General features: G+C 72.3%; 14 protein-coding genes. 9 read left to right on the forward strand and 5 right to left on the reverse strand.

What is annotated here, in order from left to right; genetic code table 11:
• Positions 1-242 precede the first annotated feature (242 nt).
• Entirely contained in the window at positions 243-869 is a 627-nt protein-coding gene (locus AC1DCG_RS23125) for a ribonuclease HII (protein WP_477028438.1), read from the reverse strand.
• Positions 870-995: 126 nt separating this feature from the next.
• Between AC1DCG_RS23125 and AC1DCG_RS23130 the strand changes: the two genes are divergently transcribed.
• Entirely contained in the window at positions 996-2,426 is a 1,431-nt protein-coding gene (locus tag AC1DCG_RS23130; RefSeq protein ID WP_477037159.1) for a serine hydrolase, read from the forward strand.
• 11 nt (positions 2,427-2,437) lie between these two features.
• Here the strand turns inward: AC1DCG_RS23130 and AC1DCG_RS23135 are convergent, their stop codons facing one another.
• On the reverse strand, positions 2,438-5,464 hold the full coding sequence (locus AC1DCG_RS23135; protein WP_477037160.1) for a DUF2339 domain-containing protein: 3,027 nt from the start codon (positions 5,462-5,464) through the stop codon (positions 2,438-2,440).
• A 271-nt stretch (positions 5,465-5,735) separates the two neighbouring features.
• The gene (locus tag AC1DCG_RS23140) at positions 5,736-6,329 is read right to left on the reverse strand and encodes a DNA-3-methyladenine glycosylase I (RefSeq protein ID WP_477028441.1); all 594 of its coding nucleotides are present in this window, start codon (positions 6,327-6,329) and stop codon (positions 5,736-5,738) included.
• Between the two features lie 129 nt (positions 6,330-6,458).
• On the opposite strand from AC1DCG_RS23140, the gene AC1DCG_RS23145 reads away from it, so the two are divergent.
• The gene (locus AC1DCG_RS23145; RefSeq protein ID WP_165260909.1) at positions 6,459-6,881 is read left to right on the forward strand and encodes a hypothetical protein; all 423 of its coding nucleotides are present in this window, start codon (positions 6,459-6,461) and stop codon (positions 6,879-6,881) included.
• 91 nt (positions 6,882-6,972) lie between these two features.
• Positions 6,973-8,694, forward strand: coding sequence for a hypothetical protein (locus AC1DCG_RS23150; RefSeq protein WP_477037161.1), 1,722 nt, complete (start codon positions 6,973-6,975; stop codon positions 8,692-8,694).
• Here AC1DCG_RS23150 and ygfZ read toward each other — a convergent pair.
• A complete protein-coding gene (ygfZ, locus tag AC1DCG_RS23155; RefSeq protein WP_477028443.1) occupies positions 8,686-9,513 on the reverse strand; it encodes a CAF17-like 4Fe-4S cluster assembly/insertion protein YgfZ in 828 nt (275 codons plus the stop codon). The genes AC1DCG_RS23150 and ygfZ overlap by 9 nt on opposite strands.
• A 109-nt stretch (positions 9,514-9,622) precedes the next feature.
• Between ygfZ and AC1DCG_RS23160 the strand changes: the two genes are divergently transcribed.
• The 4 genes from AC1DCG_RS23160 to AC1DCG_RS23175 all read left to right on the forward strand — a co-directional run bounded on the left by AC1DCG_RS23160 (position 9,623) and on the right by AC1DCG_RS23175 (position 13,502).
• Positions 9,623-10,846 (forward strand): glycosyltransferase family 9 protein, encoded by a 1,224-nt coding sequence (locus AC1DCG_RS23160; protein ID WP_477028444.1) that lies wholly within the window; start codon positions 9,623-9,625, stop codon positions 10,844-10,846.
• A gap of 4 nt (positions 10,847-10,850) precedes the next feature.
• Positions 10,851-11,411: a hypothetical protein gene (locus AC1DCG_RS23165; protein ID WP_477028445.1), complete on the forward strand. Its 561-nt coding sequence runs from the start codon at positions 10,851-10,853 to the stop codon at positions 11,409-11,411.
• Between the two features lie 225 nt (positions 11,412-11,636).
• Positions 11,637-11,930, forward strand: coding sequence for a GIY-YIG nuclease family protein (locus AC1DCG_RS23170; protein WP_477028446.1), 294 nt, complete (start codon positions 11,637-11,639; stop codon positions 11,928-11,930).
• Positions 11,931-12,167: 237 nt separating this feature from the next.
• Complete coding sequence (locus AC1DCG_RS23175) at positions 12,168-13,502, forward strand: dihydroorotase (protein WP_477028447.1); 1,335 nt, start codon at positions 12,168-12,170, stop codon at positions 13,500-13,502.
• A gap of 104 nt (positions 13,503-13,606) precedes the next feature.
• Here AC1DCG_RS23175 and AC1DCG_RS23180 read toward each other — a convergent pair whose 3' ends face one another.
• Entirely contained in the window at positions 13,607-15,151 is a 1,545-nt protein-coding gene (locus tag AC1DCG_RS23180; protein ID WP_477028448.1) for a DUF2235 domain-containing protein, read from the reverse strand.
• 181 nt (positions 15,152-15,332) lie between these two features.
• Here AC1DCG_RS23180 and AC1DCG_RS23185 point away from each other — a divergent pair, with 181 nt between their 5' ends.
• Both AC1DCG_RS23185 and AC1DCG_RS23190 read left to right on the forward strand, forming a co-directional pair.
• On the forward strand, positions 15,333-15,680 hold the full coding sequence (locus tag AC1DCG_RS23185) for a YciI family protein (RefSeq protein WP_477028449.1): 348 nt from the start codon (positions 15,333-15,335) through the stop codon (positions 15,678-15,680).
• A gap of 3 nt (positions 15,681-15,683) precedes the next feature.
• Positions 15,684-15,998 (forward strand): YciI family protein, encoded by a 315-nt coding sequence (locus tag AC1DCG_RS23190; protein WP_477028450.1) that lies wholly within the window; start codon positions 15,684-15,686, stop codon positions 15,996-15,998.
• The last annotated feature ends 163 nt before the right edge of the window (positions 15,999-16,161 follow it).

A 16,161-nucleotide genomic window follows, 5' to 3' on the forward strand; every position in this document is an offset into this window, starting at 1 on the left:
GCGGATCGACATTCAATCGCTTGCCCCGATTTTTCACCGAGCATCCCCGCGAAGGCGGGGACCCAAGCCGAGGTCGCCGATAGTCCACGGCCGCGCCCAAGCCTGAACGTCAGCTTGGATCMCCGCCTTCGCGGGGAAAATCGGCCTATCGGGCGTCGCGGTTGGATGAATGTCGATCCGCCCTAGGGCTGGCGCCAGACATTCTTCGACATTCGATTAGATCTGGCCCCTACGGCGAAGGCTCAGGCCTCGCCGGTCAGGCCTTCCTGCAGCGCCAGCTTGACCGGCGCCCAGCTCAGGCGGTGGATCGGCGAGGGCCCCAGCTTCTTCAGCCCCGCCACGTGGATCGGCGCGTGATAGCCCTTGTGGCCGGCGAAGCCATAGCCGGGATAGAGGGCGTCGGCCTCGACCATGATGCGGTCGCGGGCTTCCTTGGCCAGGATCGAGGCCGCCGCGATCGAGCACGACAGGCTGTCGCCCTTGACCACGGTCTTGACCTCGCACGGCAGCACGAAGCGGTAGTTGCCGTCGACCAGGGCGAAGCTCGGCGTCACCGCCAGCCCCTCGACCGCCCGCCGCATGGCCAGGCCTGCGGCGTGCAGGATGTTGAGCGCCTCGATCTCCTCGACGCTGGCCATGCCCACGCACCAGGCCACGGCCATGGCCTTGATCTCCTCCTCCAGGGCCGCGCGGGCCTTGGCCGAGAGCTTCTTGGAGTCGTTGAGGCCCTTGGGCACCCGCGCCGGATCCAGGATCACGGCGGCGGCGCTGACGGGCCCGGCCCAGGGACCGCGACCGGCCTCGTCGACGCCGCAGACCGGTCCCGGTCCGCAGGCGGCTTCCAGCATCATGTCGGGTCCGGTCGGCATGGGGCCTGTCTAGGCGGGTTCGCAGGCGAAGGAAACCGGCGCATGACCGAAGATTAACTGGCCCGCCGCGGCGCGCGCTGGTCCCTTGCGCCCGGGGCGGGGACGGCTCCAGGGGTACTGATCATCATGAACCGTCGCGCCTTGCTGGCGGCCGGACTGGCGTGTCCGGCGCTCGCCGCCTTTTCCACCCTGGCCTGGGGCGCGACCCCGGCCGATCGCACCGAGGCCATCGTGCGGCGGTTCATGACCGATCGCCGCGTGCCGGGCGCGCAGGTGGTGGTGGTCAAGGACGGGGCGATCGTGTTCTCGCGCGCCTACGGCCTGGCCGACCTGGCCGGCAAGACCCCGGCCACGCCGACGACCACCTTCCCCATCAACTCGATCACCAAGGCCTTCACCGGCGTGGCGGCCATGCGCGAGGCGCAGGCCGGGCGACTGGATCTCGACAAGCCGATCGGCGCCTATGTGGAGGGCCTGCCGGAGACTTGGCGCGACATCCAGGTGCGCCGCCTGCTCAGCCAAACCTCGGGCCTGCCCGACTTCGTGCCGCGCCAGAAGGACGGCGCCGTCGACGAGGCCACGGCCTGGAAGGAGGCCCTGGCCGCGCCGGTGCTGTTTCCGCCCGGCCAGCGCTTCCACTACTGCCAGACCAACTACGCCCTGGTGCAGATGGCCATCGACCGCCTGCACGGCCTGCCGGTCAGCACGCCGCTGGGCGGCGAGCAGTTCGCCATCGCCGGCATGACGCGCTCGCGCTACGGCGACAGCCGCGACCCGGGGCCTTCGCGGGCGACCTCCTACGGCTATCGCCGCGAGACCCCCGACCAGCCCGCGCCGCGCCAGGAGGTGTTCTCGCCCCTGGCCCGCGCCGCCGCCGGCCTCGACAGCACCGGCGACGACATGGGCCGCTGGATGATCGCCCTGATGGACGGACGCCTGCTGGGCGCGGCCGCCCGCAAGACCATGTGGACCCAGGTTCCCTACACCGACGGCCAGCTGGGCCAGTGGGGGCTGGGCTGGCTGGTGCTGGAACGGCCGGGCCGCCTGGTGGTCGGCATGACCGGCGGCAGCCGCAACGCCGTCTATCTCTATCCCGACGACGGCGTGGGGGTGGCGATCCTCAGCAACCTGGCCGGCGGCACGCCCGAGGACGTCATCGACGAGATCGCCCAGGCCTATGTTCCCGGCATGCGGCTGACGGGCGTGGCGGCCCTGCGCGCGGCCCTGGCCGACCAGCCGAAGACCGCCTTCGCCGGCGTCATCGCCGCCCAGCGCAAGGACCCCGCCTTCAAGCCGTCGGAGCACGAGCTGAACGACTGGGGCTATCGCCTGCTGGCCTTCGGCGACAACGCCAAGGCCCTGGCGGTGCTGTCGCTGACCGCCGACCTGTTCCCCAAGAGCGGCAACGCCCAGGACAGCCTGGCCGAGGCCTACGCCGCCAATGGCGACAAGGCCGCCGCCATCGTCCACTACCGCCGCTCGCTGGCGCTGGACCCGGGCAACACCAACGCGATCAACCGGCTCAAGCGTCTGGAGGCGCCGGCGCCCGGAAGCTGAGCCTTCCGGGGTCAGCCAGCATCGGTCGGCGCCGGCGGCTCTCCCCGCGTCCGGGCGTTGAGGCGGCGCACCAGCACCGCCCCGCCCAGCAGCAGGGCGCCGACGGCCAGGAACGAGGCGGCGCGGACCACGCCCTCCAGCCGGGCTAGGTCGACCAGCAGCACCTTGCCCGCCGTCAGCAGCAGCACCGCAAGGCCGGCCCAGCGCAGCACCGCGTCCCGGCGGGTCGAGCCCAGGCTCAGCACCACCAGGCCGAACGCCGCCCAGACGGCCGAGAAGGTCCAGGTCTCGAGCCCGCCGGCGGACATCGAGGCGCCCATGGCCGGGCCGTGGAAGCCGTGGCGGACCACCAGGCTGACCAGCACGAACAGCACGCCGACGGCGCTGGCCCGGGCGGCGATCGCCAGGCGGCCGTCGCGGCGGCCAAGCTCCAGCAGCAGGGCCGCGCCCGCGACATGGGCCAGGGCCAGCAGCGCCGCGCCGACGGGCGGCAGCCGCGCCTGGTCGGGTCCCCACCAGGGATTGGCCAGGAAGCCGAACACCAGGACCGCCAGCACCAGGGCGATCCAGCCCACCGTCGGGGCGGCGCGGGCCAGCCAGCTGGCGGCCGGCCGCGCGGCCAGGCGCGGGTCGAAGAAGCCTCGGGCGGCCAGAAGCAGCAGCACCGTGTAGCCGGCCAGCTCGCCCCGGCCGATCTCGGCCTCGGCCATCGCCCGGCCATGGATCCCGTGGCGCAGGGCCAGCATGGCCCACAGCAGGCCGAACACCGCCGAGCCGACCACCCAGCCGCGCCCGGCGGCGTCGACCGGCCGTCGCCAGGCCGCGACCGCCAGCAGCACGGCCGGCGCCAGGTAGGACAAGAGCAGGGTGTTGAACAGCGGCGGTCCGGCCGGAACCTCGCCCATGCCCCACCAGGGGTTGGCGACCAGGCCCTGCAGCAGCAGGCCATGGGCCAGGCCCGCGCCGACCGCCAGCAGCGTGCGCCAGCGGGCCAGCGGGCCGTCGTCCGGTCCCTGGCGCAGCACCAGCACCAGGCCGGCGGTCAGCAGGATCAGGGTGCGCAGCGAAGACTCCAGCAGCAGCGCCGAGGCGTGGCCCGGCTTGCCGACCACGACCATGTGCACGCCGATGAACAGGCCCAGCAGCAGGATCATCAGGGCGCTGGCGCCTTGGGCCTCGGCCTCGTTGCGGCGACCGGCGGCCTTCAGCAGCCAGGCGGCGGCGAAGGCTGTCAGGGTCGCCGCCCCGCAGACCGCCGCCAGGATCGGCAGGGGCAGGCGGCCTTCCAGCGCCGGACCGATGAAGGCCGGGCGCAGCATCACCACCAGGGCCAGCAGGCCGCCGACCACGCTGGCCTGGGCCAGGCCGTGCCAGGGCAGGCGCCGGGCGGCGATCGCCAGGGCCAGGGCCGCCACGGCGAAGGCGGCGGGCTCGAACCTGGGCGGGGTCGCGCCGTGGATCGTCAGGAAGACCATCTCGGCGGCGGCGGCCAGCCAGATCGCCAGGCCAGGATCGCCGGCCGGCGCCTCGCTGCGGCGGGCGATCAGCACGGCCAGGCCGAACATGCCCGCGCCCAGCAGGGCCGCCGGCGTCCAGGCGTGGTCGAAACCGGCCTGCCCCAGCAGCGGCCAGGCCAGGCTGGCGGCGAGCGCGGCGGCGACGCCGGCGATCGCAAGCAGTTGCAGGCGCTGGCGCGCGTGCAGCCGCAGCGCCGCGGGCAGCGCCGTCAGCGGAATGAAGGCCAGCAGCAGGTGCAGCCAGGGCGGCGTGACGGCCACCCCGGCCTTGTCGCCCTCGAACAGCAGGCAGCAGAGGATCGCAAACACCGTGACCCCGGCCGGGGCGGCGAACAGGGCCGGCGGCGCCTGGCGCGCCGCGATCGCCAGTGCGGTCAGGCCCAGCAGTACGGCGCTCAGCGCCCCGGCGGCCGCCGAGGCCTGGCTGGGCGACCAGAACCACACCGCCATCGCGCCCAGGCTGGCCAGGAACAGGGCGGCCATGGCGCTCTGGCGCAGGCGCAGCACCTGGGCCTGCGTCTCGTCCGTCCGCCGGCGCCGCCAGAGCGCGGCCAGCGGCCCGGCGGCGGCCAGGGCGACCAGGACCGCGCCGGCCGCGTACTGCCGGTCGGCCAGCGGCGGCAGGCTCAGCAGCAGCGCGCCGACGGCCGTGGCCAGGCTGGTCCAGCCCCACCGGCGGCTCGCCGCCAGCACGAAGCCGGTGGCGGCGACCAGGATGGCGTAGGCCTCGAAGACCACCGGCGACCAGGACGAGATGTCGGTGACGATCGGGGTGGCGGCCGCGCCGACCATGGCCACCAGGGCCAGCGGCTCGCCATGGCGCAGCGACAGGGCCAGAAGCCCCAGCGACACCGCCGCCGCCAGCACCGCCGCCAGCCAGAACGGGATCAGGTGATAGAGGCCGTGGGCGGCGCAGACCGCGCCGTACAGCGTGACCGCCCCCGCCCCGGCCGCGATGGCGGCGGCCAGCAGGTGGCGGCTCGTCTCGGCCTTGCGGCGCAGGATCCATTCGCTGGCCAGCACCATCAGGGCGCCCAGCGCCACCGCCGCGGCGATGCGCAGCGGCGGGGTGAAGATCCCCTTCTGGGCGGCGTAGGCCACCAGCAGCAGGCCGCCCAGGGCCAGCCCCCCGCCGCCGATCCAGGCCAGGCCGTTCTCGGCCAGCCAGGTCGAGGCGGCCTCGCGGGTGATCATCGGCCGGGAGACCCGTGGCGCCGGCGCGGGGATGGACAGGGGCTCGGGAAGGGGTTCGGACGCAGCCGGCTCGACCGTCCAGGGCAAGGGCGGCGTCGGCGCGGCAGGCTCGCGAACGGCAGGCTCCGGAGGAACCGGCTCCTCGGAAATCACGCTCCGGGAAACCGACGCGGTCTCGGGCCCCTCAGGCGCCGCGCGCCGCTCCAGGGTCGCCTTCAGGCGCTCCAGCTCGGCCAGGGTCTGGTCCAGCCGCCGCCGCACGATGTCGAGCGACTGATGCTGCAGCGCGACCCACACCGTCAGGCCGACGATGAAAACCCATTCCATGCCGCGACACGCCCCCGAACGCTACGCCCCAGGCTCTAGCACGGAACGGTTGAGCCCGCCCAGGCTCGACGCCGAGCACGCCGCCCCTGGGGTCACGGCGTTCAGCCAATCCAGCCCTTTTCCACCGAGCTCCCCCGCGAAGGCGGGGGGTCCAAGCCGCCTTTCGGGAGCGGGCGGGGCCGTGGACGCCCCGCAGACGCCGCTTGGGTCCCCGCCTTCGCAGGGAAGACCGGGGTGTGGGGGGCGCCTATCGGGTGAGCGTCAGTACGCCCTAGTGGCGATGCCCCAGGGCCTTGCACTCGTCGTGGCGGAAGCAGGTGACGAAGTGGTCGTTGACCATGCCGACCGCCTGCATGAAGGCGTAGACGATCACCGGACCGCAGAACTTGTAGCCCTTGGCCTTCAGGGCCTTGGCCATGTCGACCGCCAGCGGCGTCTGGGCCGGGACGTCGCCCATGCCGGTGAAGGCGTTCTGGATCGGGGCGTCGCCGACGATGTTCCACAGGAACGCCGAGAAGTCCTCGCCGCGCTCGCGCATGTCGAGATAGATCCGCGCGCCGGCGATGGCCGCGTCGATCTTGGCGTTGGAGCGGATGATGCCGGCGTCGGCCATCAGGCGCGCGCGGTCGGCCTCGCCGAAGCGGGCCACCGCCTCGGGGTCGAAATCGGCGAAGGCCGCGCGGAAGGCCTCGCGCTTCCTCAGGATAGTGATCCACGACAGCCCGGCCTGGAAACCGTCGAGCACCAGCTTTTCCCACAGGGCGCGGCTGTCCCACTCGGGCACGCCCCACTCGGTGTCGTGATAGGCCTCGTACAGCGGGTCGCCGTTCATGCCCCGCCAGGTGCAGCGATGGATCTCTGTCATCCGGCGACGCTAGCAGACCGTACGGCGAAAACCAGAACTTTTGCGGAACATTCACGCGCCGACGACGGAAACACCGATCTCGCGCGTTTGGCTGGTCAGAGGGACGCCAACGACAAGGAGACGCCGCAGATGCGAGCTTTCCGAACTCTCGCCGTGCTCGCCCTGGCGACCGCGACCATGACCGCCACCCCCGTCCTGGCCCAGCACCGCGACCGCGACAACAATCCGCCCGGTCCGCGCGGCGGCCCTGGCACCAACTGGGAGAACCCGCCCGGCTGGCGCGGCGGCCCCGGCGCCTCGCCCGATCGCCGCTACTACCGCTGGCAGGGCCAGAAGGTGCGCTTCGACTACCGCCGCGGCTATTACTACAACCCGCGCTTCGGCTACTGGCACCCCAACTACGGCTGGTGGAACCAGGCCCGCCGCTGCTGGCTCGACCGCGACGACAATCCGCCCGGCCCGCGCGGCGGCCCCGGCACCAACTGGGAAAACCCGCCCGGCTGGCGCGGCGGTCCCGGCGCCTCGCCCGACCGCTACGGCCGCTGCCGCTAGGCGGTTCGCGCCCGGCCCGCATGGGGCCGGGCGTGACCACCGATCGGTAATCAATTCCCGGTAGAGCGCCTCTGTGATTGCGGGGGCGCCAATGAGCACGTGGATCGAGAGGCTGTTTGGGACGCGCAAGCCGGCGCAGAGGCCCGACGTTCGCCCGGCCAGGCCGGTCTGGCCGCTGATCGTGACGCTGATGGGGCCGGCGTTCCTGCTGCAGCTGATCCCGGTGCTGAACCTGCTGCTGGTGTTCCTGCTCTCGCCGCTCTGGATCGCCGCGCTGCTCAACGTCGCGCTGGTGACCATGGTGCTGGACGTCCGCCGAGGCGCGGCGCCGCGCTGGCTGCTGGCGGTTCCCATCGCGGTCTATGGCGGCAGCCTGGCCTACAGCGCCATCAGCTACGTGCAGTATCGCCTGCTCGACGCCCGCCTGCACCGCGAGAACGCGGCCCAGCGGCTGGCCTTCGATCCGGCCCGCATGGACCTGGTCGCGTCGGGAAGACTGGCCCAGGGCGTGCTGTACGGTCACGCGATCCCGACCACCTACACCGACGCGCGAGGCCTGCGCGGCGACGGCATTCCGGTTTCCCTGCGCATCCTGCCGCCCGCGGTCTGCGACACCATTCCCCGCTCGCCGGATTTCCGGATGAGCGTCTCGACGGTCGGCTTCGAGCTGCCCGATCTCACCAACGCCTGCATGCTCAGCCTTCCAGGCGGGCCCGAACGCCCCGCCGTCCTGGTCAAGCGCGACCCCCAGTTCCTCCAGGACACGCCCCGCACGCGCCTGACCCTGACGGCGCCGGACGGCGCGGCGGTGACGCTGGTCCATGGCCGTCACGGCGTGGCCCTGCCCCTTCCGCTGCCGTTCGTCGCCTGCCTGACCTGGAGCAGACTCGACTGCAAGGCCGAGTGGATCCGCCTGCCGCTGGCGGTGGGCGGCCGCGACGAGGACGAGGCCGCGATGATCGCCGCCGCGCTCGGGCTGAAGCCGAGGATTTCGCGCCTGATCGAGGGCAGGAATCCCCTCGACGCCTCGCTGGTGCTGGACGAGGCCCAGACCCAGGCCCTGGCGGCCGGCTCCGAACCGGCGGTGGCCGAGGCCCGCGCCTATGGCGCCAAGGTCGTCGACACGGCGCTGGCGCGGTTTCGCCACTTGCTGGCCGGAGAGGCGCTGGCCCGGGGCGAAATCTTCGACAGCTGGATCGTGGCCAGCAACGCCGACAAGCTGGATGGCGAGGCCGACGCCCTGGCGGCCGCCATCGAGCGCGACCTCGCCGACCCTGACCGCACCGCCGACATGCGGGTCTATGGCGAGGTCGCGGCCGCCCTGCCGCCGGCGACGTTCGACAGGATCGGCCCGCGCCTTGCGACGATGGTCGAGGCCGACGAGACGCTGAGAAAATCGAGAGGGCTGGTGGTCCGGCTCGGCGACCTGGGAGAACCGGCGGTTCCCGTGCTGATCGGCATGCTCGAGGCCGATCGCTCGCGGGAGGTGCGCATCGACGCCGCGCTGGGCCTTTGCCGGGCCGGCCGGAAAGCTCGCGACGTCGCCGACCGGGTCGCCCGCAGCGGCCGCGCCAACATGGATTCGGATGCGACCGAGGCGATCGTGCTTGCGCTGATGCGGATGGACCGGCCCGACCTGGCGCGGGCTCTCGCCGCGCCGACCAGCGAAGGCCGCGACGGCAAGGGCCGGGCGCGCCCCGCGCCGAAAAGGGTCCAGACCGCGCTCGCCGAGGTTGACGCGGCCTCGCCGCCGTCGGCCTGCCTGCGCGGCGGCTTCGCCAACTGGCTGCCCGACTTGCCCTGGCTAGACTGAGGCCGCCGTCGGCGTGGGCGGAACCCACTCGGGGCGATCCACCCGCACCGGCCGGCCATCGACGGTCAGCTCGGCGCCCTCGATACGGTCGAGGCGCAGCAGGGCCATGGCTCGGCCGTCGGTCCCGCTGAGCACCTCGCCGGCGCGCAAGCTCCCGGCCAGCACCTCGGCGCCGAAGGCCGGGGCCGGGCCGTCGAAGACGATCGGCAGCATKCGGTTCTTGATCGTGCCGCGCCGCTTCATGCGGCTGGTGGTTTCCTGGCCGACGAAGCAGCCCTTCTTGAAGTCGATGCCGGCCAGCAGGTCGAAATCGGCCTCGATCGGATAGTTCCTGTCGCTCAGCCAGTCGGCGGGACCGGGCACGCCCAGGGCCAGGCGGTGGGCCTCGAAGGCCGCCTCTTCGGCGTCGGGCTCGTCGACCGGGCCGTAGACCCGCGCGCCCAGCGCCGCCAGGCGCGGATCGGCGTATAGCCCCTCGCCCGTCACCGGCGCGCCGGAGGGATCGAACACGGCGGCGACCACCAGGTCGAGCGGGCCGATCTCCACCTTGGCCCGCAGGCGGTACATGGAAAGACGCGCCACGATGGTGTCGCGATGCTCGGCGGCGACGTCCAGCAGCGCGCCGTCCGGCAGGCCGGCCGCGAACAGGTCGTAAAGCAGCCGCCCCTGCGGCGTCAGCAGGCCCGAAAAGCGCAGCTCGCCCGGCGCCAGGGTCTCGACGTCCTGGGTCAGCAGGCCCTGCAGGAAGCTTCGCCAATCGGGACCGGAGACGCCGATCACGGCGCGGGACGAGAGGCGGGCGATACGCTGGCTGGTCATGGTCGCACATGTGGCGCCGAGGCGACGCCGGCGCCAGTCCTGAAGCTCTGGAAAGCTTAAGCGGGATAACGGGATGCGTTGACAGCCGGTTCACCCTATACATGGACCGATGACACAGCGGGCCTTCCCGATTCTCTTCATCACCGCCACGCGGATCGGCGACGCCGTGCTGTCGTCCGGCCTGATCAAGCTGCTGTCCGACCAGATCCCCAACGCTCGCTTCACCATCGTCGCCGGCCCGCTGGCCGCGCCGCTGTTCGCCCACGTGCCTGGCCTGGACCGGGTGATCGTGATGGAGAAGGGCAAGGGCAAGGGCCACTGGTTCAAGCTGTGGAACCAGGTGCGCCACAAGAAGTGGGGCCTGGTGGTCGACCTGCGGGGCAGCGCCACCGCCCTCTTCCTGCGCCGCGAGAAGCGGGCGATCTGGAAGAAGATCCCCGGCGAGATCGCCCACAAGGTGGTCGAGACCGCCCGCGTGCTGAAGATCGACGGCGAGCCGCCGGCCCCGCATCTCTACCTCACGCCGGAAGTCCAGGCCCTGGCCGACCAGATGCTGGCCCCGCGCGGCGGCGAGCCGGCCGGCCCGATCCTGGCCATGGGCCCGGCCGCCAACTGGATCGGCAAGGTCTGGCCGATCGAGCGCTTCACCCAGACCGCCGCCCAGATGCTGGGCCCCGGCGGCAAGCTGGAGGGCGGGCGCCTGCTGATCCTGGGCGGTCCCGAGGACGGCCGCATGGTCGAGGAGCTGCGCATGGCCTCGGCCCGGGGCCGCTGCATCGACCTGACCGGCAAGGTCGACCTGCTGACCGCCTATGCCTGCCTGAAACGCGCCGACCTGTTCATCGGCAACGACAGCGGCCTGATGCACATCGCCGCCGCCGCCGGCACGCCCACCGTCGGCCTGTTCGGCCCCTCGGACGAGCGCCGCTACGGCCCCTGGGGCCCGCTGACCCGCGCGGTGCGCGGCCCGCGCGACTTCGACCAGTTCAAGGCCGTCGACCCCGACCTGTCGCAGGCCATCCGCCACATGAGCGACCTGCCGGTGGCCAAGGTGGTCAGGGCGGCGATCGAGCTGCTGGACGAGGCCCGCGCGGCCGCCGCGCCGGCGGCGGTCGTGGAGCCCGAGCCCGTCGTCGAGGCCGCGCCGTCCCCCGAGACGCCGCCCGAAACGCCGGCCGAGGCGCATGCAGAATCGCCCCTGGCCATCGACGCCGCGCCGGAACTGCCGCTCGACCCGCCCGCCTCGCCGCCCGGTCCGGAAGCCGAACCCAAGCTCAAGGTCTCGCCCCGCCGCCGCAAGCGTCCGGACGGCGAAGCCAGCCCGCAGGCCTGATCCCGTGAAGGCCGTTGTCGCCCTCCTTGCGCTGCTTGGCCTTTCGGCGGCCACCTCGGCGACCGCCGCCGGCCAGACGCCGGGCGACCAGTTCTTCGCCCGCCTGACCGCCCTGTGCGGCAAGACCCTGACCGGCCAGGTCGTCGCCGGCGACGCCGCCGACGAGCCGTTCCGCAAGTCTGCGCTGGTCATGACCGTGGCCCGGTGCGACGCCCGCGAGATCCGCATCCCGTTCAGCGTCGGCGAGGACCGCTCGCGCACCTGGATCGTCACCCGGCTCGACGACGGCCGCCTGCGCCTCAAGCACGACCACCGCCACGCCGACGGCGTCGAGGACCAGCTTTCCCGCTACGGCGGCGACACGGTCGAGGCTGGAACGGCCCAGTTGCAGCGCTTCCCGGTCGACGCGGAGTCGCAGGCCCTGTTCACCCGACTGGACCGCGCGGTGTCGAACACCAACGTCTGGTCGCTGGGCCTGACCGACCAGGCCTTCAGCTACGAGCTTTCCCGCCCCGGCCGCCTGTTCCGGGTGTCGTTCGACCTGGACGGGGCCAGGCGGCCCTAGCCCTGCGATCCCCGCCTTGGCGGGGAAGGACGGATCTGAGGTTGGTCTCGTCGGGTAAGTCCCTAGCCGCCTTCCATTCCCGCTCACCCCCGCGAAGGCGGGGGCCCAAGCCGCGCCGACCGCATCGTCGACGCCACCCGCCCTGCGCGCGAGTGAGTTCGCCATTGCGCGCCCAGATTGTTCATCTTATGTTCTCCCAACCGTCGCCCCGGACAAGAGCAATCCATGGACCTCGTGTTCTCGGTATACATCCTGGCGAGCGCTCCTTACGGCACGCTGTACTGCGGGCACACCGACTATCTTGCCCGGCGGATCTGGCAGCACCGGGAAGAGCACTTTCGCGGCTTTACCCGCCGCTACGGCGTGCACCGCCTGGTCTGGTACGAGAACGGGGACAGCCGTGAGGGCGTCCTGCTGCGCGAGCGCCAGATCAAGAAGTGGCACCGCGCGTGGAAGATCCGGCTGATCGAGGCGATGAACCCGCAGTGGCTGGACCTCTATGAGACGCTGAACTGCTGAGCGATCGTTCCGGCTGGACGCTTCCCCCTCCCCCGATCTCCCCCGCGAAGGCGGGGGTCCAAGCCGAGTCAGAAACCTGTTCTCCCCTGACGCTTTCCAGAGGTCGCCAGTCCCGCTTGGATCCCCGCCTTCGCGGGGAAGCTCGGAGTTGGGGTGCAACGGCGAATGACACGAAACGTGTTGCCACCGCCCCCCAGCGGACCTAGACCGCCCCAAACCACCGCAGGAGCACGCCCCATGTCCCAGACCTTCGACCTGATCGTCCGTGGGGGCGAGGTGGTGAACCACGCCGGGCGCGGGATCACCGACATCGGCGTGCGGGCCGGCAAGATCGTCGCCATTGGCGACCTCTCCCAAGCCTCGGCCGGCGAGGTGTTCGACGCCGCGGGCCTGACCGTGCTGCCGGGCGTGATCGACAGCCAGGTGCACTTCCGCGAGCCGGGCCTGGAGTGGAAGGAAGACCTGGAAAGCGGCAGCCGCGGCGCGGCGCTCGGCGGCGTCGTGGCCGTGTTCGAGATGCCCAACACCGAGCCGACCACCACCGATCCGGACGCCCTGGCCGACAAGCTGTCGCGCGCCAAGAACCGGATGCACACCGACCACGCCTTCTATGTCGGCGGCACCCACGAGAACGCCAATTTCCTGGGCGAGTTGGAGCGCCTGCCGGGCTGCTGCGGCATCAAGGTGTTCATGGGCGCCTCGACGGGGTCCTTGCTGGTGCAGGACGACGAGGGCGTCGAGAACGTGCTGCGGCACGTCAACCGCCGGGCGGCCTTCCACTCGGAAGACGAATACCGCCTGGCCGAGCGCCGCTCCCTCGCCCGTCCCGGCGACTGGACCAGCCACCCCGAGGTGCGCGACGCCCAGGCCGCCCTGCAGTCGACCCACCGCCTGGTGCGCATCGCCAAGAACCTGGGCAAGCGCATCCACGTGCTGCACGTCACCACCAAGGAAGAGATCGACTTCCTGGCGCTGAACAAGGACGTCGCCTCCGTCGAGGTCACGCCCCAGCACCTGACCCTGGTCGCGCCAGAGGCCTATGAGCGCCTGAAGGGCTTCGCCCAGATGAACCCGCCGATCCGCGACGCCTATCACGTGGCCGGCGTCTGGCGCGGCATCGAGGCCGGCATCGCCGACGTGCTGGGCAGCGACCACGCCCCCCACACCCGCGAGGAGAAGGCCCGCCCCTACCCGGCCTCGCCCTCGGGCATGCCGGGCGTGCAGACGCTTGTTCCCGTCATGCTGACCCACGTGGTGGACGGCAAGCTTTCCCTCGAGCGCTTCGTTGATCTGACCAGCCACGGCGTCAACCGCGTGTTCGGCCTGGCCGACAAGGGCCGCCTGGCCGAGGGCTTCGACGCCGACTTCACCATCGTCGACATGAAGGCCCGCAAGGTCATCACCCACGAGCAGATGGCCAACCGCGCCGGCTGGACCCCGTTCGACGGCTTCGAGGCCAAGGCCTGGCCGGTGGCCACCATCGTTCGCGGCATCGTGGTCATGCGCGACGACGAGATCGTCGCCGAGGGCCGCGGCGAGCCGGTGCGCTTCCTCGAGACCCTGGCCCGCTAGGACCCAGCGGGTCGACACCCGCAGTTCTGGCCGTTCATCTCCGAGCCTCCCCGCGAAGGCGGGAAGGACGGATTGGGGGCGCCCGCGCCGACGGTCGCCCCTGTCTACCTCGCGAACAGGCCGCGCACCCAGGCGCCGGCGCCCGCCAGGGCGTCGGCCGCCGGTGCGCCGATCCCGAACGGCAGCAGGCGCAGGAGCTCGTGGGCGACCACGCCCAGCAGCCAGACCAGCAGCGGGGCGCCGGCGATCAGCGCCAGCACGAACAGCAGCCGGAACGGCGGTCCGGTCACCAGCTCGACATAGCGGTGCAGGCCAAGCCTGGTCTCGCCGGTGAACGGCGAGAACACCTTGGGCCGGTAGTGGGCCATGCGCATCCAGCGCAGGCGCGCGCCCGGGTGCACCTCGTCGCGGCCGATCGACACGGCCCGCGAGCGATAGCCGCCGATCATCCCCAGAAGATCGGTCATCCAGGCCGGCCGCAGCGAGCCGGGCCGCCGCCCGATGCGCCAGTCGACCAGCGGATTGGCCAGGTCGCCGGCCTGGGCCAGCTCGCCGTCGGGGCGGTCGTCGAAGACCAGGCCCGCCGTCTGCGCGCCCTGCGCGACCCACAGCAGGGCGGCGCTGGACAGGCCCGGCTCGAAATTGCCGCCGCCGACGGCGCCGTGGTCGCCCGGGAACCACTTCTGCTGATAGCGCCGCTGGTCGTAGGGGATGTAGCCGGGACCCCTGCGGTCGACCACCTGGGCCAGGGGCTGGGGCGCGCGTCCGGCCTTGGCGGCCCGGGCGTTCCTCAGCTTGATATCGGCGTTGAGCTCGTCGGTGGCGGTGATGTTCAGGTCGCGGATGTTGGAGAACGGCGCGGCGCTGAAGGTGCGGCGGTCCTCGTCGGCGGCGATGGCGTGGCGCAGGCTCTCGATGAGCTTTGAGGCCTCGGTGTCGTGGAAGCGGAAGCGCTTGTTGAAGGCCGACAGCAGCACGAAGCGGTCGGGTACGCCCAGCGACCCCACCGTGTCCCACAGGCCCAGATAGCGGATGCCGACGGCGCGGTTGCGGCGCACCTCGTTGGTCAGCAGGCACTCGTCGCCGCCGGTCGCGCCGGCCGCCATGCGGGGCGCGGTCGTCTCGCCGACCTTGCGGCGCAGGTCCTCGCTGCCCACCACCTCGCGCCGCGAATAGCGGTCGCGGAACTCCTGGCACTCGGGGCCGGCGGGGTGGATCTTGCGGTTGCGATAGAGCTGCATGGCCTCGGGCACGCGCTGCAGGTGCTCGGGCCGCAGGATGCCGCACTTGCGGATCAGGCCGCACAGGCTGCGGGCGGTATAGGCGCCGCGGCTGAAGCCGAAGATGAAGATCTCGTCTTCCGGCTCCTTGTAGTTCAGGACGATGAAGCGGTAGGCCTGCTCGATCTTGCGGTCGAGGCCCGCCCCGAAGGCGCCGCCGAGGATGGCCTCCAGCCGGTCGCTGGTGCGGCTGACGCCGGTCGCAGTGCCCACGCCCTCGTCGTAATAGACCACCTGCGGCACGCCGGGCTTGCCGTTCTGGCCCGGCGGATCGCGCACGATCGAGCGGGCCAGCCGCGCCACGTTGGTCAGGTTCTGCATCTGGAGCCCGTTCCAGGTGCCGTCGCAGAATACCGCTAGCCGGATCATGATCGCCTCCCCCAAGGCACAATCTCTGCGCGAAAAGCTATCCGCATTGAAGCCACAGGTAAACACGGCGACGTCGCGCGCGGGGCTCGACTTTTTTCACCGGCGCTGTCGAATGGGGCGTGTCCGGCGCGTCTCTCCCACGAAGGCGGCGCACAGGGCGTTTGCCGGACGGAGACCCGCCATGAAGTACATGCTGCTGATCTACGAGACCGAGGCCCACTACGCCGGCGAGGCCGGCCAGAAGCTGCTGGCCGACGTCATCGCCGGGCACATGCGGTTCACCGACGAACTGCAGGCGGCGGGGCTCGACTGGAGCGGGTCGGAGCTGGCCCCCACCGGCGCGGCCTCGACCCTGACGAAAGACGGCGTCGTGCACGACGGCCCGTTCGCCGAAACCCACGAGCAGCTGGGCGGCTTCTACCTGGTCGACGTGGCCGACCACGCCGCGGCGGTGGACTGGGCGCGCAAGATCCCGCTGTCGCCCGGCGGCAAGATCGAGATCCGGCCCACGGGCGAGAACTGCGGCTAGGCCGTGCGCTACGCCCTGCTGATCTACGAGGACGAGGCGGCCGCCGTCTCGCTGGCGCCGGTCCGCCGGACCTTCGCCGCCGCCCTGGCGGCGGCGGGGGTCCTGCGGGGACAGGCGCTGCTGAAGAGCCCGGACACGGCCACCACCCTGCGGCGGGACGCCCCGCTGCACGACGGCCCCAAGGCCGAGACGGACCAGCCGCTGGCCGGCCTCTACCTGATCGAGGCCGGCGACCTGGACGCGGCCCTGGCCTGGGCCCGCCGCCTGCCCCTGGGCGAGGGCGCGGTCGAGGTGCGGCCGCTGGCCCAGGCGGCGTGAGCGCCGAGCTCGACCAGGCGGCGCGCGAGGCCGGCGGCCGGATCATCGCCGCCCTCGCCGCCGGCTTTCGCGACCTCGACCTGGCCGAGGACAGCTTCGCCGAGGCCTGCGCCCGCGCGGCGGCGACGTGGCCGCGCGACGGCGTCCCGCGCCAGCCGGCCGC

The organism is Caulobacter sp. 10L414, assembly GCF_056395525.1.

Coding starts and splice junctions, on each gene's coding strand:
- AC1DCG_RS23125 (WP_477028438.1), bottom strand. CDS start 869: ATGCCGACCGGACCCGACATGATGCTGGAAGCCGCCTGCGGACCGGGA.
- AC1DCG_RS23130 (WP_477037159.1), top strand. CDS start 996: ATGAACCGTCGCGCCTTGCTGGCGGCCGGACTGGCGTGTCCGGCGCTC.
- AC1DCG_RS23135 (WP_477037160.1), bottom strand. CDS start 5,464: ATGGAATGGGTTTTCATCGTCGGCCTGACGGTGTGGGTCGCGCTGCAG.
- AC1DCG_RS23140 (WP_477028441.1), bottom strand. CDS start 6,329: ATGACAGAGATCCATCGCTGCACCTGGCGGGGCATGAACGGCGACCCG.
- AC1DCG_RS23145 (WP_165260909.1), top strand. CDS start 6,459: ATGCGAGCTTTCCGAACTCTCGCCGTGCTCGCCCTGGCGACCGCGACC.
- AC1DCG_RS23150 (WP_477037161.1), top strand. CDS start 6,973: ATGAGCACGTGGATCGAGAGGCTGTTTGGGACGCGCAAGCCGGCGCAG.
- AC1DCG_RS23160 (WP_477028444.1), top strand. CDS start 9,623: ATGACACAGCGGGCCTTCCCGATTCTCTTCATCACCGCCACGCGGATC.
- AC1DCG_RS23170 (WP_477028446.1), top strand. CDS start 11,637: ATGGACCTCGTGTTCTCGGTATACATCCTGGCGAGCGCTCCTTACGGC.
- AC1DCG_RS23175 (WP_477028447.1), top strand. CDS start 12,168: ATGTCCCAGACCTTCGACCTGATCGTCCGTGGGGGCGAGGTGGTGAAC.
- AC1DCG_RS23180 (WP_477028448.1), bottom strand. CDS start 15,151: ATGATCCGGCTAGCGGTATTCTGCGACGGCACCTGGAACGGGCTCCAG.
- AC1DCG_RS23185 (WP_477028449.1), top strand. CDS start 15,333: ATGAAGTACATGCTGCTGATCTACGAGACCGAGGCCCACTACGCCGGC.